The 21,666-nt window shown below is 69.3% G+C and carries 12 protein-coding genes; 6 read left to right on the top strand and 6 right to left on the bottom strand.

Annotation, left to right across the window (positions count from 1 at the left end; genetic code table 11):
* Window positions 1-29: 29 nt before the first annotated feature.
* The 4 genes from katG to AC1RSK_RS15565 form a co-directional block, all read right to left on the bottom strand.
* Entirely contained in the window at window positions 30-2,243 is a 2,214-nt protein-coding gene (gene katG / locus AC1RSK_RS15580; RefSeq protein WP_492908490.1) for a catalase/peroxidase HPI, read from the bottom strand.
* A 193-nt stretch (window positions 2,244-2,436) separates the two neighbouring features.
* Entirely contained in the window at window positions 2,437-3,576 is a 1,140-nt protein-coding gene (nagA, locus tag AC1RSK_RS15575; RefSeq protein WP_492908489.1) for an N-acetylglucosamine-6-phosphate deacetylase, read from the bottom strand.
* The gene (locus AC1RSK_RS15570) at window positions 3,576-4,583 is read right to left on the bottom strand and encodes an SIS domain-containing protein (protein WP_492908536.1); all 1,008 of its coding nucleotides are present in this window, start codon (window positions 4,581-4,583) and stop codon (window positions 3,576-3,578) included. The genes nagA and AC1RSK_RS15570 overlap by 1 nt, the downstream gene beginning before the upstream one ends.
* A gap of 65 nt (window positions 4,584-4,648) precedes the next feature.
* A complete protein-coding gene (locus AC1RSK_RS15565) occupies window positions 4,649-5,374 on the bottom strand; it encodes a GntR family transcriptional regulator (RefSeq protein ID WP_492908535.1) in 726 nt (241 codons plus the stop codon).
* Window positions 5,375-5,712: 338 nt separating this feature from the next.
* On the opposite strand from AC1RSK_RS15565, the gene AC1RSK_RS15560 reads away from it, so the two are divergent.
* The 5 genes from AC1RSK_RS15560 to AC1RSK_RS15540 all read left to right on the top strand — a co-directional run bounded on the left by AC1RSK_RS15560 (window position 5,713) and on the right by AC1RSK_RS15540 (window position 15,659).
* Window positions 5,713-8,406 carry a TonB-dependent receptor gene (locus tag AC1RSK_RS15560; protein ID WP_492908488.1) on the top strand — a complete coding sequence of 898 codons (2,694 nt, stop codon included), beginning with the start codon at window positions 5,713-5,715 and terminating at the stop codon, window positions 8,404-8,406.
* Window positions 8,407-8,571: 165 nt separating this feature from the next.
* The gene (locus AC1RSK_RS15555; RefSeq protein ID WP_492908487.1) at window positions 8,572-10,671 is read left to right on the top strand and encodes a family 20 glycosylhydrolase; all 2,100 of its coding nucleotides are present in this window, start codon (window positions 8,572-8,574) and stop codon (window positions 10,669-10,671) included.
* A 1-nt stretch (window position 10,672) separates the two neighbouring features.
* The gene (ptsP, locus tag AC1RSK_RS15550; protein WP_492908486.1) at window positions 10,673-13,213 is read left to right on the top strand and encodes a phosphoenolpyruvate--protein phosphotransferase; all 2,541 of its coding nucleotides are present in this window, start codon (window positions 10,673-10,675) and stop codon (window positions 13,211-13,213) included.
* Complete coding sequence (nagE, locus tag AC1RSK_RS15545) at window positions 13,210-14,943, top strand: N-acetylglucosamine-specific PTS transporter subunit IIBC (protein WP_492908485.1); 1,734 nt, start codon at window positions 13,210-13,212, stop codon at window positions 14,941-14,943. The genes ptsP and nagE overlap by 4 nt, the downstream gene beginning before the upstream one ends.
* 2 nt (window positions 14,944-14,945) lie before the next feature.
* On the top strand, window positions 14,946-15,659 hold the full coding sequence (locus tag AC1RSK_RS15540) for a DUF6445 family protein (protein ID WP_492908484.1): 714 nt from the start codon (window positions 14,946-14,948) through the stop codon (window positions 15,657-15,659).
* On the opposite strand, the gene AC1RSK_RS15535 is transcribed toward AC1RSK_RS15540, so the two are convergent.
* The gene (locus AC1RSK_RS15535) at window positions 15,656-17,689 is read right to left on the bottom strand and encodes a phytase (RefSeq protein ID WP_492908483.1); all 2,034 of its coding nucleotides are present in this window, start codon (window positions 17,687-17,689) and stop codon (window positions 15,656-15,658) included. The genes AC1RSK_RS15540 and AC1RSK_RS15535 overlap by 4 nt on opposite strands.
* Window positions 17,690-17,855: 166 nt before the next feature.
* On the opposite strand from AC1RSK_RS15535, the gene AC1RSK_RS15530 reads away from it, so the two are divergent.
* Entirely contained in the window at window positions 17,856-20,423 is a 2,568-nt protein-coding gene (locus AC1RSK_RS15530) for a TonB-dependent receptor (protein ID WP_492908482.1), read from the top strand.
* A 261-nt stretch (window positions 20,424-20,684) separates the two neighbouring features.
* Here the strand turns inward: AC1RSK_RS15530 and iolG are convergent, their stop codons facing one another.
* Entirely contained in the window at window positions 20,685-21,662 is a 978-nt protein-coding gene (gene iolG, locus AC1RSK_RS15525) for an inositol 2-dehydrogenase (RefSeq protein ID WP_492908481.1), read from the bottom strand.
* Window positions 21,663-21,666: the final 4 nt, after the last annotated feature.

The raw sequence follows: 21,666 nt of genomic DNA, 5'->3' as shown, positions 1-21,666 counted from the left end.
CCCGGCGGAAGACAAGCGCAATCAGATGCTTACCCGCGCACGGACCTTGGCAGGTCGAAGCGGTCGTTGTTCATCACCTTGGTCCAGGCCTTGACGAAGTCGGCGACGAACTTGCCGCCGGCGTCGCTGCCCGCATAGACCTCCGACAGCGCCCGCAGCTCCGAGTTGGAGCCGAAGGCCAGGTCGGTGCGGGTGCCCGTCCACCTGTGCTCGCCGGTCTTGCGGTCCGTCCCGACGAACTCCTCATCGCCCGAGCCGTCGACCTGTTTCCAGGCCGTGCCCATGTCGAGCAGATTGACGAAGAAGTCGTTGGTCAGCTGGCCGACGCGATCGGTGAACACGCCATGCTTGCTGCCGCCATGGTTGGCCCCCAGCACCCGCAGGCCGCCGACCAGCACCGTCATCTCCGGCGCGGTCAGGCGCAGCAGCTGGGCGCGGTCGATCAGCAGTTCCTCCGTCGGCACGCTGAATTTGACCGACAGATAGTTGCGGAAACCGTCGGCCTTGGGCTCCAGCACATCGAAGCTGGCCGCGTCGGTGTGCTCGTCGGTGGCGTCGACCCGGCCCGGATGGAACGGGACCTCGACGCTGTGACCGGCCGCCTTGGCCGCCTGCTCGACGCCGACATTGCCGGCCAGGACGATCAGGTCGGCCATGGAGACGTTGCCCGCGAACTCGGCCTTGATGCGGCCGAGGGTCTCCAGCACCGCCGACAGCTTGGCGGGGTTGTTGACCTCCCAGTCCTTCTGCGGGGCCAGACGAATGCGCGCGCCGTTGGCGCCGCCCCGATGGTCGGAGCCGCGATAGGTGGCGGCCGAGGCCCAGGCCGTGCTGACCAGGTCGGAGACCGACAGGCCCGAAGCGGCGATCTTGCCCTTCAGCGTCGCGATCCCGGCGGCATCGACCGGCGCGTGCGTCGGCGCCGGCAGCGGGTCCTGCCAGATCAGGTCCTCGGCCGGCACTTCCGGGCCGAGGTAGCGGGCCTTGGGCCCCATGTCGCGGTGGCAGAGCTTGAACCAGGCGCGGGAGAAGGCGTCGGCGAAGTAGGCCGGGTCGTCGCGGAACTTCTCCGAGACCTTGCGGTACTCGGGGTCCATCTTGAAGGCCATGTCGGCCGTGGTCATCATCGTCGGCACCCGGCGATGCGGGCTGTGGGCCCCCGGCGCCAGGTCGTCCGGCTTGACGTTCACCGGCTGCCACTGGTTGGCCCCGGCCGGGCTCTTGACCAGCTCGTAGTCGTAGTCGAGCAGCATGTGGAAGTAGCTGTGGTCCCAGGTGATCGGGGTCGGGGTCCAGGCGCCCTCGATGCCGCTGGTGATCGTGTGATCGCCCATGCCGCTCTCATGGCCGCTGATCCAGCCGAAGCCCTGGGTGGCGATGTCGGCGCCTTCCGGCTCCACCCCGACCAAGGAGGCGTCGCCGGCCCCGTGGGCCTTGCCGAAGGTGTGGCCGCCGGCCGTCAGGGCGACGGTCTCCTCGTCGTTCATGCTCATCCGGCTGAAGGTCTCGCGGATGTCGCGGGCCGACAGCAGGGGATCGGGATTGCCGCCGGGGCCTTCCGGGTTGACGTAGATCAGGCCCATCTGGATGGCCGCCAGCGGGTTCTCCAGCGCCCGGCCGCTCTCCTCCTCGATGCGGGTGACGCCGACCCATTCTTCCTCGGTGCCCCAGTAGATGTCCTTCTCGGGCTCGTAGGTGTCGGCGCGGCCGCCGCCGAAGCCGAACACCGGCCCGCCCATCGACTCGATGGCGACGTTGCCGGCCAGGATCATCAGGTCGGCCCAGCTGAGCTTGGCGCCGTACTTCTGCTTGATCGGCCACAAGAGGCGCCGGGCCTTGTCGAGGTTGCCGTTGTCCGGCCAGCTGTTGAGCGGCGCGAACCGCTGCCCGCCGGCCGAGGAGCCGCCCCGGCCGTCGCCACTGCGGTAGGTGCCGGCGCTGTGCCAGGCCATGCGGATGAAGAAGGGGCCGTAGTGGCCATAGTCGGCCGGCCACCAGGGCTGGCTGTCGGTCATCAGGGCGGTCAGGTCGCGCTTGAGACCCGCGTAGTCGATCGACTTGAACGCCTCGGCGTAGTCGAACCCGGCGCCCATGGGATTACCCTGGTCGCCATGCTGGTGGAGGATCTCCAGCGACAGCTGGTTGGGCCACCAGTCGCGGTTGGTCCGGCCCAGGAGGCGCCTCAGCGCCGCCGGCTCCTTGATGGGGCAGCTGAGCGGTGAGCCTTCGTCGTTTCCATCCATGGCCTTGTTCCTCTTTCTGGGGCGGGCTTTCCGCATCTAAGGCGCCACCCCGACCGGGGAGCCAATGACAAACCCTTGTTCGGTCCGCCTGGAACCCAACGGCCTGTCGCCGGCGACGCCAATGCGTACAGCCGACACCCAAAGAGGACCCAAGTCCAATCGATTGAACTTGGCTTATCGATAGAGAAATTCTTTACCCGGCCCGGGAGTCGCGGCCGCCGATCCAGGTCTCCACCACCCGGGCCTCGTCGTCGAGCAGGGCCAGGTCGGCGCGGTGGCCGGGGGCGATCTCGCCGTGGCTGTCGCTCAGGCCCAGGAAGCCGGCCGGGGAGCGGGAGGCCATGCGGATGGCCTCGACGATGTCCAGGCCCAGCATCGAGACGGCGTTGCGGATCGCCGAGGCCATGTCGAGCGCCGAGCCGGCCAGGGTGCCGTGGTCGTCGACACAGACCCCGTCGACGACGCGGATCTGCCGGCCCTGCAGCATGAAGGTCTGGTCGTCCGTGCCGACGTTGGGCATGGCGTCGGTGACCAGCATGAAGCGGTCGTGGCGCTTGGCGCGCAGGGCGATGCGCATGACCACCGGATCGACATGCCGGCCATCGACGATCAGCCCGCACCAGCTGTCCTGGTCGTCCAACGCCGCGCCGACCACCCCGGCCTCGCGGCTGGTCAGCGGCGACATGGCGTTGAACAGGTGGGTGAAGCCGGTCAGGCCGGCGTCCAGCGCCGCCCGGATGGTCTTGTAGGAGGCGTTGGTGTGGCCGGCGGCGACGATGGCCCCGGCGGCGACCAGTTGGCCGATCAGCGCCGGGGTCGTCGTCTCCGGCGCCAGGGTGATCAGGGTGCGGCCATGCTTCAGCGAGCCGATCAGCGGCAGTGCGGCCTGGTCCAGGGTGCGGAATTTCGAGGCGTCGTGGACGCCCTTGCGGCGGCTGCTGAGGAAGGGCCCCTCGATATGGATGCCCAGCACGCCGGGTACGCCCGCCTCGATGGCGGCGTCGACGGCGGCGATGGCCCGGGCCACGGTGTCGAGGTCGTCGCTGATCAGGGTCGGCAGGAAGCCGGTGGTGCCGAAGCGGCGGTGGGCGGCGCCGATGCGGGCGACGGTCTCCACGGTCGGCTCGTCGTTGAACAGGATGCCGCCGCCGCCGTTGACCTGGGTGTCGATGAAGCCGGGGACCAGCCGCCGGCCGCCCAGGTCGCGCCGGGCGTCGGCCGTGGCGGCGCGACCTTCGACGACAGCCGCGATCCGGCCGTCCTCGATGAGGACGCTGCCATCGACGAAACCCGCTCTGGTGAGAATGCGGCCGTTTTCGAGCGCGGTAATCATCAGACGGTTTCTGTGACCTTGTTGAGATGGGGCGGCGAGTCGGGGTCGTAGCCCCGGGCCAGGGCGAGGCCGTGGATCATGCGGTAGAAACTCTGGATCAGCAGCAACGGCTCCAGCACGGGGTGGGCGCGCAGGGCCGGCAGCGCGCCGGGACCGGTCGGCGCCGCGCCGGCGCTCCAGACATCGGCCCCGCGCTCGGTCATCGCGGCGATCAGGGCCAGAGTGCTGGCCCGGCTCTCGTCGTCCTGGGCGAAGACCAGCAGTGGGAAGCCGTCCTTCACCAGCGCCATCGGCCCATGCTGCACCTCGGCGGTGCTGAAGCTCTCGGCGTGCAGGCCGCAGGTCTCCTTGAACTTGAGCGCCGCCTCCTGGGCGACCGCGTAGCCGACGCCGCGGCCGAGCACATAGAGGTTGCGGGCCGTCCGTAGCCGGTGGGCGGCCGGCGACCAGTCCAGCGCCCAGGCCTGCGCGAGCAGGGCGGGCAGGCCGTCCAGCGCCGCCAGCAGGTCAGCGTCCTGGGACCATTCCGCCGTCAGCTGGATGATGGCCGCCAGCGACGCGATGTAGGACTTGGTGGCGGCGACGCTCAGCTCCGGGCCGGCGGCCAGCGGAAGGGTCTGGTCGGCGATAGCGGCCAGGGGCGAGGTGGTGTCGTTGACCAGGGCCACCACCAGGGCGCCGCCGGCCTTGGCCGCCTTCGCCGCCGACAGCAGGTCGGGGCTGCGGCCCGACTGGCTGATGGCCAGGAACAGCACGTCCCCCAGATCCTGGCTGGAGCCGTAGACCGAACTGACCGACATCGCCGAGGAAGAGGTCAGGACGCCCAGCCGCGTCTCGAACAGGTATTTGGCGAAGGTGGCCGCATGGTCGGAACTGCCCCGGGCGCAGGTGACCACCGCGCGGGGGCTCAAAGCCCGCAGCCGCTCGCCCAGCCGCCGCATGGCCCCGGCGTTGCCGGCCAGCTGCCTGGCCACCACGGCGGAGGCCTCGCCGGCTTCCCTGAACATCAGGGCGCCTGGAACGCGCGGCTTCACGGGGTCTGCGGTCAAGACGCCATCTCCGATCACAAACCCTACTCCGGAAGGGAATTCAGTTCGGCGACGAAGTCGTAGGCGTCGCCGCGATAGTAGGACTGCGTCACCTCGACCGCTCGGCCGTCCTTGAGGAAGCCGCGCCGCTCGATCAGCAGGCCGGCGTCGCCGACCGCCACGCCCATGGTCTCGGCCTGTTCGGCCTTGAACAGCACCGCCCGCAGCCGCTGCAGGGCCCGGGTCGGCCGGTGGCCGCTCTTTTCCAGGGCGGCGTAGAGCGAGGTCTCGACGGCCTGGGCCGAGGGCAGGGCGAAGGCGGCGATGGTCGAGTATTCGAGCGCCATCGGCGCGCCGTCGGCATAGCGGATGCGGTTGAACCGGTAGACCGGGCTGCCGGGGCTGAGCCCCAGGGTCAGGGATTCCTCCGGCGTCACCGAGCCCTCCGAGCGGCTGAGCCAGGCGCTGTGCGGCACGCGGCCACGTGAGATCATGTCCTCGGTGAAGCTGGAGAGTTTCGAGAAGCTCTTCTCGACCCGCGAGGCGACGAAGGTGCCGGCCCCCTGGCGGCGGGTCAGCAGGCCTTCGCCGACCAGGCCGTCGAGCGCCTTGCGGATGGTGATTCGCGACACCGAGAAGGCCTCGGCCATGTCGCGCTCGGCCGGCAGGGCGTCGTTGGGCGCCAGCTGGTTGGTCTGGATCGCGTCGCGCAGGGCGCGCTGCAGCTGCTGATACAGCGGCGCCGGCGCCTTGGCGTCCAGCGTTCCCATGATGTCGGCGAAGGATGTCACGCCATGAACTCCCAGATCGGCCCGTCTAGTAAGGCCGTTGACCGGGGTTATGCCATAGCCCCGTACCATTTGCATACCAATAAAACGCATGGTTCGTAATTGGCCCTAATTATACCTTGCCAATCTCACAATTTTCATGACAAGTTTGATCGAACCCGGGTTTTCAGTGGCGTCGGCCGCAGCCCAGGAACGGAAATGGTCTTATATTGGACTTAGGCGGCGAGGCGGGGATTCTCGTCTTCGGAGAGGGGAATAGGGAAATGCGATTCACCAAGAGCTTGTTGATCGGGTCCGCCAGCGTCCTGGCGACTCTGTCCATGGCCGCGCCCGCGTTCGCGCAGCAGCCTGAGGGCGACGTCGAGGAGGTTGTCATCACCGGCATCCGCGCCTCGCTGCAGCAGTCGCTGGAAACCAAGCGCGACGCCGACACGCTGGTCGACGTCATCACCGCCGAGGATGTCGGCAAGTTCCCGGACAAGAACGTCGCCGAGTCGCTGCAGCGCGTCCCGGGCGTCACCATCCAGCGCGAGTTCGGCGAGGGCGAGCGGGTCTCGATCCGCGGCTCGGCTCCGACCCTGAACCGCACTCTGTTGAACGGCCACGCCATCGCCACCGCCGACTGGTTCATCCTGGACCAGTTGAAGGCCAGCCGCAGCTTCAACTACCTGATGCTGCCGTCGGAAATCGTCGGCAAGGTCGAGGTCTACAAGAGCCCGCGCGCCGACATCGACGAAGGCGGCGTCGGCGGCACGGTCGACGTCTCGACCCGCCGGCCCCTCGACATGGAACAGTTCGCCGTCTCCGCTTCGGCCCAGGCCGTGTTCGACGAGAAGGCCGACACGGTCGACCCGGCCGCCTCGGGCCTGATCAGCTGGCACAACGACGACAAGTCGCTCGGCGCCCTGCTCGGCGTCATCTACCAGAAGCGCACCTTCCGCCGGGATGGCGTCGAGATCCTCGGCTACACCGACCGGGTGGTCAGCGGCCAGACGGTCGCCACGCCGGATCTGATCGGCTCGACCCTGTTCCACCAGGAACGCGAGCGGACCGGCGTCAACTTCGCCCTGCAGTTCGAACCCAGCGACCGCTTCGAGGTCGAGCTGACCGGCTTCTATTCGAAGATGGACGCCAACAACTTCAACCAGAACTACATGGCCTGGATCAGCCAGATGTTCGGCGCCGGCTCGCCGCTGCTGAACCCGGTGATCAAGAACGGCACCCTGGTCGGCGGCCGATTCAACATCAATCCCGGCGCCAATGGCGTGGTCTTCGACGCCATCGACCGCATCGCCTCGACCGACACCCGCTCGATCGACCTGAACGGCAAGTACAAGATTACCGACGCCCTGACCTTCAGCGGCCGCATCGGCTACACCGACGCCACCGGGGCGACTGAGCAACAGCCGTTCTGGGAAACCAACGCCTCGACCGGCCTGACCTTCGACCTCAGCAAGGGCGTGCCGCGCGTCTCCTTCGCCGACATTGACCCGGAGACGGCCGACAACGAGATGGTCCTCGGCTGGGCGTCCAACAACCGCTTCATCAACGAAGACAACGAGACCTACGTCTTCGCCGACCTCGACTGGGATGTCGACTTCGGGGCCCTGACCTCGATCAAGGCGGGCCTGAAGCACACCGACCACGACCGCGACGTCAATGTCACCTACGGCCAGCGCCGCACCCTGCTGAGCTGGACCGCGCCAGGCCTCACCGCCTGTAGCGGCCACATCTGCACCCTGGCCGATGTCCAGGGCGGTCTGACCCCGAGCGACTTCCTCGACGGGATCGGCGGCGCCGGCACCCTGAAGTCCTACCTGACGGCCAGCCAGGGCCGGATCGAGGGCATCTACGCCGGCCTGCCGAAGGCGGCGACCTGGAAATCGGGCTTCGGCGCCGTCCAGGACCCCGGCTGCGTCGGCCTGCTGAACTGCAACCACTTCGGCCCGCTCGAAAGCTTTGAGCTCAACGAGAAGACCTTCGGCGGCTATGTGATGGGCCGGTTCGAGGGCGAAGGCTGGCGTGGCAACGTCGGGCTTCGCGTCGTCCAGACCAAGGTCGAGACCACGGCCTGGCTGGTCGAGGCGCCCGCCTCCACCCCCGGCGCGCAGAACAACCCCTTCGGCGTCATCGCGCCGAACACCCAGAGCAAGGAATACACCGACGTCCTGCCGAGCCTGAACTTCGCCTTCGACCTGACCGACGACGTCGTGCTGCGCTTCGCCGCCGCCCGGGTCATGGCCCGGCCGGACTACGCCCAGATGGCCGGCTTCGTGTCGTTGACCCCGACCCTGCTGACCGGCTCGGGCGGCAACCCGGACCTCGACCCCTACCGCGCCAACCAGTTCGACGCCTCGCTCGAATGGTACTTCGCGCCCCAGTCGGTGCTGGCGGCGGCCTACTTCTACAAGGACATCTCGACCTACATCGTCCAGGGCGGCAACATCGAGCGCCAGCCGCTGGAGACCAACAACCCGGCCGACCCGCGGGTCACCAACGCGGCCAACAACTGCGTCTCCACCGGCCCCAACCTCTACACCTGCGACTATCGCATCGGCCGGCCGGTCAACGTCGCCGGCGGCCGGGTGCAGGGGATCGAGATCAACTACCAGCAGCCGATCTGGAATGGCTTCGGGGTTCTCGCCAACTACACCTACAGCGACGGCGAATCCGACTCCGGGGTGCCGATCCCCTCGCTCTCAAAGCATGCCTACAACCTGACGGGCTATTACGAGAACGACCGGGTCAGCGTCCGGCTGTCCTACAACTACCGGTCCGACTTCTTCGCCGACTACGACGCCGAACGCGGCTTCCGCGCCCTGCATGTCGACGAGACCACCTCGCTGGACGGCTCGATCAATTTCCAGGTGACCAAGAACGCCACCCTGACGTTCGACGCCATCAACCTGACCGACGAGCTGATCGAGGAATACTATGACGACGACAAGGGGCGGCCGGCCCGGTTCTACCTGAACGGCCGCACCATCTACGCCGGCTTCCGGCTGTCCTTCTAGGCGCGTGAGGGGCCGGACCCTCCCGTCCGGCCCTGCTTCCCCTGAAGCGTCCGCCACCTTCTTGCGCGGAGTGGACGCTGACCTGCCGGGAGGCGCATTGTCCGGCGACGGACGACGCCTCCCGGCTCTTTCTTCTCCATGGAACGTCGAGCGCGAGTGACCCCATTGAAGTTCCTGACGACGTTCCGTTTCGCTTCGGTCGCCGGCCTTCTCGGGGCGATCACTTTGGCGACTCTGGCCCTGCCGGCCCAGGCCGCACCGGCTCTGATCCCGGCCCCGGCAAGCCTGGTCGAAGGGCAGGGGCATTACGATCTGAAGTCGGGCGGCGTCATCGCCGTGCCGGCCGGCGACGCCGAGGCCCGCGAGGCCGCCGTCTATCTGCGCGATCTGCTCAAGAGCACGCGGGGCCTGTCGCTGAGCGTCCGCGAAGGTGGGTCGGGCAAGGCCGCCATCACGCTGCGGCGGGACAAGGCTCACGTTGGTGAGGCCTATCGCCTGGCGGCGGGACCGGACGGGATCGTCATCGAGGCCGACGGCGAGGCCGGGCTGTTCTATGGCGCCGTCACCCTCTGGCAGCTGGCCACCGAAACCCCCGGCAAGGGCGCGGCGCGGATCGAGGCCCTGACCATCGAGGATGCGCCGCGGTTCGCCTGGCGCGGGCTGATGCTCGACAGCGCCCGGCACTTCCAGTCGCCGCAGTTCGTCAAGCGGCTGATCGACTGGATGGCGCTGCACAAGCTCAACGTCCTGCACTGGCACCTGACCGACGACCAGGGTTGGCGCCTGGAGATCAAGAAGTATCCGCGCCTGACTGAAGTCGGCGCCTGGCGGGTTCCGGCCGGGGCCGGGCCGGCGGCGGACATCGACCCGGCCACCGGCAAGCCGCGCCAGTACGGCGGCTTCTACACCCAGGCCGAGGTCCGCGAGATCGTCGCCTACGCCGCCGCCCGCCAGATCACCATCGTCCCCGAGATAGAGATGCCGGGCCATGCCCAGGCGACCCTGGTGGCCTATCCAGAACTGGGAACTGTGAACCCCGCGCCGACAGCGGTGTCGGCCGACTGGGGCGTCTTCCCCTACATCTACAACGTCGACGACAAGACCTTCGGCTTCCTGGAGGATGTCCTGAGCGAAGTCATGGACCTGTTCCCGGGCCAGTACATCCACGTCGGCGGCGACGAGGCGGTCAAGGACCAGTGGAAGGCCTCGCCCCAGGTCCAGGCCAAGATCAAGGCCCTGGGCCTCAAGGACGAGCATGAGTTGCAGAGCTGGTTCATCCAGCGCATCGAACGCTTCCTCAACGCCAAGGGCCGCCGCCTGATCGGCTGGGACGAGATCCTCGAAGGCGGTCTGGCCCCCAACGCCACGGTGATGTCCTGGCGCGGCATCGACGGCGCGGTCGCCGCCGCCCGCCAGGGCCACGACGCCGTGTTGGCCGCCCAGCCCACCCTCTATTTCGATCGCCGCCAGAGCACCTCGGCCGACGAGCCGCCGGGGCGCGGCCAGCTGGTCACCCTCAAGGATGTCTACGCCTTCGACCCGGCCCCCGCCTCCCTGACGGCGGCCGAGGCGCGCCATATCCTCGGCCTGCAGGCCACCGTCTTCACCGAACACATCCGCACCGAGGAGCGGGTCGAGCAGATGGCCTTTCCCCGCGCCGCGGCTGTGGCCGAACTGGGCTGGTCGCCGGCCGAACGCCACAGCTGGAGCGATTTCAGCGCCCGCCTGCCGGCCATGCTGGGCCGCTATCGCGCCGTCGGCCTGCGCTACGACGACGTGCCGATGCGGGTCCCGGTGGCCGCTGACCCGCGCCGGCGCAAGAGCCAGGAGCTCAGGCTGTGCAGTGACGGCATCGTCCTGTCGCTGGAGGACGACGCCCCGGTCGACGGACCGAGGGCGATCATGATCTCCGACATCATGAACCCCTGCTGGATCTTCCCGGCCGCCGACCTGACCGGCGTCGCTCGCATCGAGCTCGGCGTCGGCCAGCGACCGTTCAACTTCCAGATCGGCGCCGACCTGGCCAAGATAAGGTTCCGCCCGCCGGCCACCCCGGAGGGCGAGTTCGAGGTGCGGTTGGACGGCTGCGATGGCCCCGTTGTCGCGACCCTGCCGCTGGCCCCGGCCGCCGCCAACAACGGAGTCACCCGGCTGACCGCGCCCATCGCGCCGGCCTCGGGCCGTCACGACCTCTGCTTCACCTACACCGCCCGGAGCGTCGAGCCGATGTGGTTCCTCGACTGGGTGCAGATCGGGCCGCCGTAACATGGCTCTGGAGCGTTCCGCCTTGTCCAACCTGGTTCTTTCCGTGCCGATGGCCGGCTGGCTGACGCCGCTGGACGAGGCGCCGGACGCGGTTTTCGCCGAACGGATGCTGGGTGACGGCGTTGCCGTCGATCCCACCGGCTCGACCCTGCACGCTCCCTGCGACGGGACCGTCATCGCCGTACACCGCGCCCAGCACGCCATCACCCTACGCGCCACCAACGGCGCCGAGATGCTGATGCACATCGGCCTCGACACGGTCGCGCAAGGCGGCGCCGGCTTCGAGGTCCACGTCCGCGACGGCGAGCCGGTCAAGGCCGGCGACCTCCTCATCTCCTTCGACATCGACCTCCTGGCCCGCCACGCCCGCAGCCTGCTGACCCCGGTGGTGATCACCAACGCCGAAGCCTTCGCCATCGTCCGCCGCCACCAGGACCACGAGGCGGCCGTCGGCGACTTCCTGATGGAACTGCGCCCGCTCGGCGAGGCGTCCGCCGCCAACGCCGCCGCGCCCACGGTCAAGGCCGAACGCCGCCTGCTGGTCCCCATGCTGCACGGTGTCCACGCCCGGCCAGCCGGCCGCATCGCCCAGCTGGCCAAGACCTTCGCGGCCGAGACGGCGATCCTCGCCTTCGAGCGCCGCGCCAACGCCCGCAGCCCGATCGCCCTGATGTCGCTGGGCGTGCGCCACGGCGACGAGATCGTCGTCACCGCCGCCGGCGACCACGCCGAGGCGGCCGCCCAGGCCATCGCCGACCTGATCGCCGAAGGCATGGGGGAGGCGGCTCCGGTCGCGCCCGCCGCAGCCGAACCGCCGCCCGAAGAGCCCCTGGTCGTCGCCGCCGACCCGACCCTGCTGCAGGGCGTCCGCGCCGCGCCGGGGCTGGCCATCGGCCAGGCGCTGCGGCTGACCACCACCGAGATCGCGGTGGCCGAGACGGGCGCTGATCCCGGCGCCGAGCGCTTCGCGCTGGAAACCGCCGTCGCCGCCGTCAAAGCCCGTCTGGAAGCCGCCGCCGCCAGCGGACCGGCCGAGCGGCGCGGCGTCCTGGCCGCCCACCTGGCCTTCCTCGATGATCCCGAACTGTTGGCCGCCGCCCAGGCGCTGGTCGCGTCCGGCAAGAGCGCCGGCTTCGCCTGGCGCCGGGCGCTGTCGCACTATGTCGATGCTCTGCGGCGGCTGGGCGACAGCCGCCTGGCCGAGCGGATCGACGACCTGATCGACCTGGAGCGCCAGGTGCTGCTGGTGCTGGCCGGCGACGAGGCGCAAGCGGCGCCCGTTTTGCCCCAGGGCGTCATCCTGCTGGCCGACGAACTGTTGCCCTCGCAACTGATGGCGCTGGACGTCAGCAAGCTGCGCGGCCTCTGCACGGCGCGGGGCGGGCCGACCTCCCACGTCGCCATCCTCGCCGCCGCCATGAACCTGCCGGCCATCGTCGCCGCCGGGCCAGGGGTGCTGCGCATCGCCGACGGGGCCGGGCTGATCCTCGACGCCGACGCCGGCACCCTGCGCGTTGCGCCGGACGCCGCCGCCCTGGAGGCCGCCCAGCAGCGGCTGGCCACCCGCGGCGAGCGCCGCCTGGCCGCCCGCGCCGCCGCCCACCAGGACTGTGTCAGCGCCGATGGCTTGCGTATCGAGGTGATGGCCAACCTGGCCTCGGTCGCCGACGCCGCCGCCGCCGCCGAGCAGGGGGCAGAGGGTTGCGGCCTGATGCGCACCGAATTCCTCTTTCTCGACCGGGCCACGCCGCCCTCCGAGGACGAGCAGGCCGCGCAGTACCAGGCCATGGCCGAGGCGCTGGGCGGCCGGCCCCTGGTCATCCGCACCCTCGACGTCGGCGGCGACAAGGCCGCGCCCTATCTGCCCATTGCGGCCGAGGACAACCCGGCCATGGGCTTGCGCGGGGTGCGGGTCAGCCTGTGGCGCCCGCACCTGCTGCGCGCTCAGCTGCGGGCCATCCTGCGGGTCGCGCCGGTCGGACAGTGTCGGATCATGGTCCCGATGATCACCAGCCTGGACGAACTGCGCGCCGTCCGCGCCGTGCTCGACGACGCCCGCGCCGAGCTGGGCGTGACCGCCCCCGTCGAGCTGGGTGTCATGATCGAGACCCCGGCCGCCGCCGCCACCGCCGACCTGTTGGCCGCCGAGGCCGACTTCTTCTCGATCGGCTCCAACGACCTGACCCAATACGTGCTGGCCATGGATCGCGGAAACCACGCGCTGGCCGGCCGGCTCGACGCCCTGCATCCGGCCGTGCTGCGGATGATGGCCGGGACGGTCGAGGGCGGCGCCCGCCATGGCCGCCAGACCAGCCTCTGCGGCGGCCTCGCCGCCGACCTCGCTGCCGTGCCGATCCTGCTGGGCCTGGGGATCACCCGGCTGTCGGCCCCACCCTCGGCCGTGCCCGAGATCAAGGCCCTGGTCCGCACCCTTTCGCTGGAGCATTGCCAAGCCCTGGCCCGCGCCGCGCTGCAGGCCGCCAGCCCCGAAGAGGTCCGCACCCTCTCCGCCCAAGCCTTCCCATCCGGAGCCGCCGCATGAAGTTCTCCCTCGCCTCCCTGCAGGGCCTGGGCCGGGCCCTGATGCTGCCGATCGCGGTGCTGCCGGTGGCCGGGCTGATGCTGCGGCTGGGCCAGCCCGACCTGCTTGACATCCCCTTCATCGCCGCCGCCGGTGACGCGGTGTTCGCCAACCTCGGCCTGCTGTTCGCCATCGGCGTGGCCGTCGGCTTCGCCCGCGACAACAACGGCGCCGCCGGCCTGGCCGGGGTGGTCTGCTACCTGGTCGCCGCCAAGGGCGCCGAGACCCTGCTCACCGTGCCGGCCGAGGTCACGGCGGCCTTCACCGGCCCGGCGGCCGACCTCGCCACCGCCGCCTTCAAGGCCAAGGCGATCGGCAAGTTCGGGGTGCCGCTGGGCATCCTGTCGGGGGTCATCGCCGGGGTGTTCTACAACCGCTTCGGCAACCTCAAACTGCCCGAGTTCCTGGCCTTCTTCGGTGGCCGGCGCTTCGTGCCGATCATCAGCGGCCTGGCCGGCCTGGTCCTGGCCTTCGTGCTCGGCGAGGGTTGGAGCCTGTTGAACAGCGGCATGGACGGGCTGAGCACGACCATCGTCAACTCAGGCGAGGGCGGCCTGTTCGTCTACGGGGCCCTGAACCGGTTGCTGATCGTCACCGGCCTGCACCACATCCTCAACAACGTGGCCTGGTTCATCATCGGCGAGTACCAGGGCGCCACCGGCGACCTGAACCGCTTCTTCGCCGGGGATCCGACGGCCGGCGGCTTCATGGCCGGCCACTTCCCGGGGATCATGTTCGGCCTGCCGGCCGCCTGCCTGGCCATGTACCACAGCGCCCGGCCGGAGCGCCGCGCGGCCGTCGGCGGCATGCTGGCGTCGATCGGCCTGACCGCCTTCCTGACCGGCGTCACCGAGCCGGTCGAGTTCGCCTTCATGTTCCTGGCCCCGGTGCTCTACGCCTTCCACGCGGTGATGACCGGCATCGCCTTCGTGATCATGAGCCTGCTGGACGTGAAGCTGGGCTTCACCTTCTCGGCCGGCCTGTTCGACTATGTGATCAACTTCGGCAAGGCCACCCGGCCCCTGTGGCTGATCCCCATCGGGCTGGCCTACGCCGGCGTCTATTACGGGGTCTTCCGGTTCGCGATCGTGCGCTTCAACCTCAAGACGCCCGGCCGCGAAGACGAGGCCGAGCTGCTCGCCCAGGGCGCCCAGCCGGCATTGGGCGCCGCCGGCGGACGCGGCGCCGACTTCGTGCTGGCCCTCGGCGGAGCGGCCAACCTGACCTCCATCGACGCCTGCACCACCCGGCTGCGGCTGACGGTGGCCGACCGAGCGGGCGTCACCGAGGCGCGGCTCAAGGGGCTGGGCGCGCGCGGTGTCGTCTGGCTGGACGGAAACGCCTTGCAGGTCGTGCTCGGCCCGATCGCCGACCAGGTGGCCGGCGAGATCCGTGTCGCCGCCGCGGCGGGACCGGCCGAGGCGCGGCCGGCGCTCCCCAACACCCTCGATGTCGCCCGCCTGCTCGCCGCCCTCGGCGGGGCCGGCAACGTCCAGGCCGTCGGGGCCTGTTCCAGCCGGCTGCGCCTGTCTTTAGCTGACACAGGCGCCGCCAACGACGCCGACCTCAAGGCCGCCGGCGCGCGGGGCGTGGTCCGTCCGCGCCCGGGCGCGCTGCAGGTGATCCTCGGGCCGGCCGCCGAACGGGTGGCCGGCGAGTTGCGGCTCCTGGCGGGCGCGGCGGCGGGCTGACCGTGCCTGGGACCGCGCACGCCGCCAATCCGGCCCGCAGCCTGGAAATCCGCCGGCTGGGCTCGGAGGGCGAGCCGCTGGCCGTGATCGACGACATGCTGCTGGCGCCGGAGGCCCTGGTCGAGGCCGCCGCCGCCGCGCGGTTCGCGCCGCTGGCCCCGGCCGGCAACTACTATCCCGGCCATCGGGCGGCGGCGCCCGGGTCCTACCTGTCCGCGCTGCTCGAAGCCGTCCGGCCGGTGCTGCACGAGACCTTCGGCGTTCCGGCCGACGCCAGGGCCGGAGCCAGCTGCCACTTTTCGCTGGTGACCCTGCCGCCGCAGGCGCTGAACCTCGGCCAGCGCCTGCCGCACATCGACAGCGACGACCCCGGCCGCCTGGCCATCCTCCACTACCTGTGCGGTCCGGAACACGGCGGCACCGCCTTCTACCGCCACCGGGCCACGGGGCTGGCAAAGGTGACGCCCGAGCATTCGAAGGGCTACTTCTCGACCCTGCGCGGCGAACTGGACCGGGACGGGCCGCCGGCCGCCGCCTATCTCGAGGGCGACACGCCGCTCTTCGAGGAGATCGGCCGCATCCCGGCGCGCTTCGACCGGGTGGTGATCTACCGCGGCTGCCTGCTGCATTCCGGCGTCGTCGATCCGGCCCGCCTCAGCCTCGACCCCCGTGTCGGCCGGCTGACGGTGAACACCTTCCTCACCCCGCGTTCCTAGTCGACCTTGCCCAGCTTCAGCGCCGCCTCGATGCCGATCCAGGGGGTGATCTTGAAGTTCTGCGCCTCGGGCGGGCTGACGTTGCGGCCGTCCTGGGTGACCAGCGCGCCGTTCGGGAATAGCGGGCCCATGGGCCGGCTGGTCACGTCCAGCCCGTCGGTCTCCGAGGAGCCGTCGATGCCGGCCGGACCGTTGGCGACCACCGCGAAGGAGCCGAGGTAGGCGTTGTCGCCCTCGCGCCGGAACACCGCGTAGCTGTTGTTGCCCTGGCTGGAGACGACGATGTAGCCCTTGCCGCCCGGCTGCAGGTAGAGGCTGACCCCTTCGAGGTCGTCTTTCAGCGCCTTGTTGCCGGCGACGCTGGTCACCTGGGTGCGCTTTTCCGGCCCCTTGGGCTCGGCGTTCAGCCGCCACAGGGCGACGTCCTCCTCGGCCACATAGAGCCAGCCGGTTTCGTCGTCGGCGACGCAGCCCTCGGTCTGAGTGGCGAAGGCGAACTCGCGGACCAGCACCGCCTTGACGGTCCCGATGGTCGTGGCGTCCAGACGCCACTGGCGCATCTTGCCGTCGGTGTCGTTGATGAAGACGTAGGTCTTGCCGCCCTTGCCCCGGTACATGCACAGGCCATAGGGATCGCCCAGGCCGGTGCCCTGCACCCCGTCGGAGACGTTGCGCAAAGTCCCTGCCGCGCCGTCCAGCACATAGAGGGCGATGGCGTTCTTCGTCCGGTCGCTGGCGCTGACCAGGGTCACGGCCTGGTCGGCCAGCTTGAAGCCGTCGCGCAGGTCGACGTTGTTCATCTTGCCGTCGGCGGCGAAGGACACCCGTTTGCCGCTCAGGTCGTAGACCCCCAGGCCCGCCTGCTTGTCGGTGCCGATGATCAGGCTCCTGGTCGGATCGACGCGGTTGACCCAGATGGCCGGATCGTCGGCCGCGTCGCCGCCTTCGCCGACCGGCTGGGTCTCGGCGACCGGCCGGACGATAGGCAGCGGGGCGGGGAGGGGGGCGCGCGGATCGGCGGGAGCGCCGGCGTTGATCTTCAGGGCGGCGGCGATGTCGCCGATGCGGGCCAGCTTGTAGTTGGCGCCGGCCGGATTGTCGTCGTCCATGGCCAGGAAGAGCCCGCCCCCGGCCGCCAGCCCGCCGGCGTTCTCGACGCCGGTGGTCGCGAAGCTGCCCAGGTAGCGATGGCCGGCCTCGCGATCGAAGACGTGGAAGTCGTTGGCCGAGGCGTTGGAGGTGATCAGGTATCGGGCGCCCGGCCCGCCATCGACCACGGCGACGCCGCCGGCTTCCTCGGCGATGCGGCCCAGGCCCACCGCGTCGATCAGGGTCGGGATGGTCTCGGCTTCCGGCTCGGCGTCGAACTTCCAGACCCCGACCGCCTGCTCGGCGATATAGAGAGCGCCGCTGAGGTCATCGACCGTGCAGTAGCTGGCCTCCGAGGCGATATGCAGCCGGCGCACCAGCCGTCCGTCCAGCCTGCCCTGGCCATTGTCGAAGACCGACCATTGCTCGATCTCGCCACCGGCCCCGAGGGCGAACATGAACAGGCCGCCGTCCAGCGGGCTCTTGTAGAGACAGCCCGACTCCGCCGACAGCCCGGTCGACAGCGTCCCCGCCGTCACCTCGGTCAGTCCCTCGCCGATGGTGAAGAAGCGCAGCTTGGCCTGCTGGGCGTCCATCACTCCCAGCACGGTTTCCGACCGGCCGTTCAGCGCCACGCCGTAGCGGACATCCAGTCCCACAACCTCGCCGGCCGGAACCGACGCCAGCCGCGCCCCGCTGGCGTCATAGAGCTCGACCCCACCCAGTCCGCCACTGCCGGCGATCCGCAAGCCGCCCGCTCCGTCGAACAGCAGCGCGCCGGTGTTGGCGTCGTTGCGCACGGTGGGCGCGGTCTCGGCGATCGGCGTCACGGCCGGCGGGGCAGGGGCCGCCGTCTGAGCCTGGGCGCTCAACGCGATGGCGGCCACGCCGGCCACGAGCGTCAGGCTGAAAGCGCATCGCGCACGGTTTTTCCTGGTCATCGGCATCCCCTTTGTTGCCGCAACATCATCGCTCCCGCCACGGAATGCAATTTAATTTCCATTCATGTTGTCAAATAGAATTTTTGTTCGTAATGTCCGTTTCATCAGCTGGCGGAGCGAATCCGCGAACTCGCCCGCTGCAATGAGAAGCAAAGGGGAGGGTCGTATGAAATCCAGATATCTGTTGGGCGCGCTGTTGGCGTCGTCCTGCCTGGTGGCGCCCGGCATGGCCGCGGCTCAGGCCGCGGACGAAGTCGAGGAAGTGGTCATCACCGGCCAACGCGCCACCGACCGCGACTCCCTTGAGAAGAAGCGCGAAGCCACCTCGGCCAGCGAGGTCGTGTCCGGCGGCGAGGCCGGCAAGCTGCCCGACCAGAACGTCGCCGAGTCCGTGCGCCGGCTGTCGGGCGTCTCGGTCGCCACCGACAAGGGTGAAGGCCGCTACCTGATCATCCGCGGCATCGAGCCGAACCTGGCCAACGTCACCATCAACGCCCAGACCGCCTCGGCCCCCGAGCCGGAGTCGCGCAACGTCAAGCTGGATGACATCCCCTCGGCCCTGATCGGCTCGGTGCAGGTGGTCAAGTCGCTGACCCCCGACCTCGACGCCAACGCCATCGCCGGCCAGGTCGACATCAAGACGCTCACGGCCTTCGACCGCAACCGCACCATCCTCAACGCCCGCGCCGCGGTCGGCGGTTTCGAGATCACCGACGAGCAGAGCTATGAAGGCGATCTGTCGGCCGGCGCCCTGTTCGGCCCGGACAAGCAGTTCGGCGTTGTTGTGGCCCTGAACTGGTCGGAGCGGCCCTCGGACTCCGAGGACGTGCTGTCGGGCGGCTTCCAGAAGCCCTCGGTTCCGCTTCCCGCCATCGCGACCCAAGAGGCGCCCGTCGAATTCGACAACCGCGTCTACACCCCGGCCCTGCGGACCCGCACCGGCGCCGTCCTCAACCTCGACTGGCGGCCCACCGACGACATCAAGGCCTACGCGCGGGTCATGTATTCGAAGTTCGACGACAACGAAGAGCGTAACCGGACGCGCATCCTCCTGCCGACCACCCTGGCGGCGTACAATGGCACCCTGACCGACGAGGGCGGCAGCTTCACCACCGGCGCCAGCGCCCGCAAGCTGATCCGTGTGCGGAACGAAATCACCGATACGACGACCATTGCGATCGGCGGCGAGTTCAATATCGGCGACAGCATCCTGACCATTCAGGCCACCCACAACCTGGCGACCAAGAAGGATCCGATCCGCGACGAGATCGAGTACCGCTACAACACGGGCGGCGGCGCCGGCCAGATCACCGGGACCTTCACCCGGCAGGACGGTTCGCCCGGCCGGCTGACGGTGAGTCCGAACGCCTACAATTCCGATTTCTACCGCCTGCGCAGCTTCAAGCAGGTCAGCCGCGAGGCCGAGGAGGACCTGAATCAGGTCCGCATCGACTACCAGATGCCGATCGGGGTGCTGGGCGAGGACAGCTATCTGAAGTTCGGCGCCAAATGGCTCGATCGTGACAAGTTCACCGACGCCACCGGCCAGGTGTTCACCTACAGCGGCCCGACCAACACGCTGACCGGCGAAACCGGCCGCACCTTCCCTGACACCTTCAACGGCCGTATCCCGGCCGGGCCGTCGATCGACTACGATGCGGTCAACACCTTCTTCAAGGCCAACCCGGGCCTGTTCACCAACGTCACCGACGACCAGATCGTCGAGACCCTGGGTTCCGACTACCAGGTCCAGGAGACGATCACCGCCGCCTATGTGATGGCCAACCTCGACTTCGGGGACATCAGCATCATCCCGGGCGTCCGCGTCGAGCAGACCGAGGGCGACACCCGGGCCATCGCCGTCACTCCGACGGCGACCCTGGCCGACACCTACAACCGCTTCGGCAGCTACAGCTACACTGACGTCTTCCCGGGCCTGAACCTGCGGTGGGACGTCAGCGAGAACATCCTGGTGCGGGCGGCGATCACCACCGCCATCGGCCGGCCGGAATACGCCCAGCTGGCCCCGACCGTCGCCTATGACGGCGACGAGCTGAGCCTCGGCAACCCGGACCTGAAGCCCCAGGAGGCCGTCAACCTCGACGCCTCGCTGGACTACTATTTCGAAGGCGAGGGCGGCTTCTCGATCGGCGTCTTCCACAAGAAGATCGACAACCCGATCTTCGCCACGACCCTGGAGCACCAGACCGGAACCTTCAGCGGCGTGACGATCAACGACGACACGATCTTCTCCTTCGCCAACGGCACCGAGGCCGAGGTCACCGGCCTGGAGCTGAACTTCCAGAAGCCCTTCACCTTCCTGCCGGGCGCCCTGGACGGCTTTGGGGTCAACCTCAACGCCACCTTCCTGAACGGCAAGATGAAGGTGCCGGGCCGGGCCAAGGAAACCGCCCTGCCCAAGCAGTCTGACCTGCTGGTCAGCGCCCAGCTCTACTACGAGAAGTACGGCTTCTCGGCCCGTGTCGCCTACACCTACCGGTCGGCCTACATCGATCTGCTGGGCGACGCGGCCATCAACGACCTCTACTTCGACGAGAACCAGTCGATCGGCGTGAAGGCGGCCTACAAGATCACCAAGCAGCTGGAAGTCTACGCCGAGGGCAACAACCTGGGCGACGAGACCGACTACTATTACTACGGCAACCGCAGTCGCTTCGCCGAGGCGGAGACCTACGGTCGCTCGTGGAAGGTGGGGCTGTCCTTCACCTACTGATTTTCCCTCCCTAGCGAACTTGCGCACCTTGGCGGCGGCCCCCTCAGGCCGTCGCCAATTTTTTTGTGGGGGAGGGGGTACAGGCGTCCCTTCTCCCGCTTGTCGGGAGAAGGTGGCGGCGGAGCCGCCGGATGAGGGCAGCGCCGGCCAACGAATGCGGTCTTTCAGACATAGGAAAGGGCAGCCCGGCCGTCGCCGGTGCTGCCCTCATCCGACCCCCTTCGGGGGCCACCTTCTCCCGACAAGCGGGAGAAGGAAAAGCTACAGACTGACCACCGTCCCCGTCCGCGCCGACTCTCCGGCCGCTTCCGCCAACTCCAGCGCCGCCACCCCGTCCTGATAGCCGATCGACGGCGTCTCCCCGCCCAGCACGTCCGCGAAGTGGGCCATCTCCGCCACGTAGGCGGCGGCATAGCGGTCGAGGAAGAAGTTCTGGAACGGGGCGGCGGCGGCGCCGGCCTCGGTCCAGACCTGCACCGTGCTCTCGGTGACGTTGCCGGCCCGCAGCATGCCGGCCGAGCCGAACGCCTCGATGCGTTGGTCGTAGCCGTAGCCGCTGCGGCGGCTGTTGCTGATCATGCAGATGCGGCCCGAGGCGGTCTTCAAGAGGATCTTGGCGGTGTCGACATCGCCCGCCTCGCCGATGGCCGGATCGACTAGGCAGCTGGCCGAGGCGAACACCTGGGCCACCTCCTCGGCCAGCATCCAGCGGGCCATGTCGAAGTCATGGATGGCCATGTCCTTGAACAGACCGCCCGAGACCTTGATGTAGGGCACCGGCGGCGGGCCGGGGTCGTGGCTGGTGATGTGCAAGGTCTCCAGCAGTCCCACCGCGCCGTGCGCCAGCCGATCCTTCAAGGCCTGGAAGTTGGGATCGAAGCGGCGATTGAAACCGAGGAACAGCGGCTTGCGCGCGAAATCCCTGGCCGCGCTCCGGGCCCGGGCCAGGTCCAGGTCGATGGGCTTCTCACAGAACACCGCCTTGCCCGCGGCAATGGCGCGGCCGGCGTAGTCGAGGTGGGTGTCGGTCGAGCTGGCGACGATGACGCCGGCGATGTCCGGATCGCTCAGGGCCGCCTCCAGCGAGGTCACCGCCGCGCCGGTCTCGGCCGCCAGGCTCTCGGCGGCGGCGGCCACCGGATCGACGATGGCCTTCAGGGTAAGGCCCGGATGCGCCTTGGCGTTGGCGGCGTGGATGCGGCCGATACGGCCGGCGCCGATGAGGGCGAGGTTGTACATGCGG

The sequence above is a fragment of the Caulobacter sp. GW821-FHT11A05 genome (genome assembly GCF_058809015.1).
The sequence above is the reverse complement of the archived record's forward strand: the minus strand, read 5'-3'. Positions and strand labels throughout refer to the sequence as shown.

What these genes read in the sequence shown, in the direction of transcription:
- katG (WP_492908490.1), bottom strand. Translation starts at nt 2,243, where the DNA reads ATGGATGGAAACGACGAAGGCTCACCGCTCAGCTGCCCCATCAAGGAG.
- nagA (WP_492908489.1), bottom strand. Translation starts at nt 3,576, where the DNA reads ATGATTACCGCGCTCGAAAACGGCCGCATTCTCACCAGAGCGGGTTTC.
- AC1RSK_RS15570 (WP_492908536.1), bottom strand. Translation starts at nt 4,583, where the DNA reads ATGTTCAGGGAAGCCGGCGAGGCCTCCGCCGTGGTGGCCAGGCAGCTG.
- AC1RSK_RS15565 (WP_492908535.1), bottom strand. Translation starts at nt 5,374, where the DNA reads ATGGGAACGCTGGACGCCAAGGCGCCGGCGCCGCTGTATCAGCAGCTG.
- AC1RSK_RS15560 (WP_492908488.1), top strand. Translation starts at nt 5,713, where the DNA reads ATGGCCGCGCCCGCGTTCGCGCAGCAGCCTGAGGGCGACGTCGAGGAG.
- ptsP (WP_492908486.1), top strand. Translation starts at nt 10,673, where the DNA reads ATGGCTCTGGAGCGTTCCGCCTTGTCCAACCTGGTTCTTTCCGTGCCG.
- nagE (WP_492908485.1), top strand. Translation starts at nt 13,210, where the DNA reads ATGAAGTTCTCCCTCGCCTCCCTGCAGGGCCTGGGCCGGGCCCTGATG.
- AC1RSK_RS15535 (WP_492908483.1), bottom strand. Translation starts at nt 17,689, where the DNA reads ATGACCAGGAAAAACCGTGCGCGATGCGCTTTCAGCCTGACGCTCGTG.
- AC1RSK_RS15530 (WP_492908482.1), top strand. Translation starts at nt 17,856, where the DNA reads ATGAAATCCAGATATCTGTTGGGCGCGCTGTTGGCGTCGTCCTGCCTG.
- iolG (WP_492908481.1), bottom strand. Translation starts at nt 21,662, where the DNA reads ATGTACAACCTCGCCCTCATCGGCGCCGGCCGTATCGGCCGCATCCAC.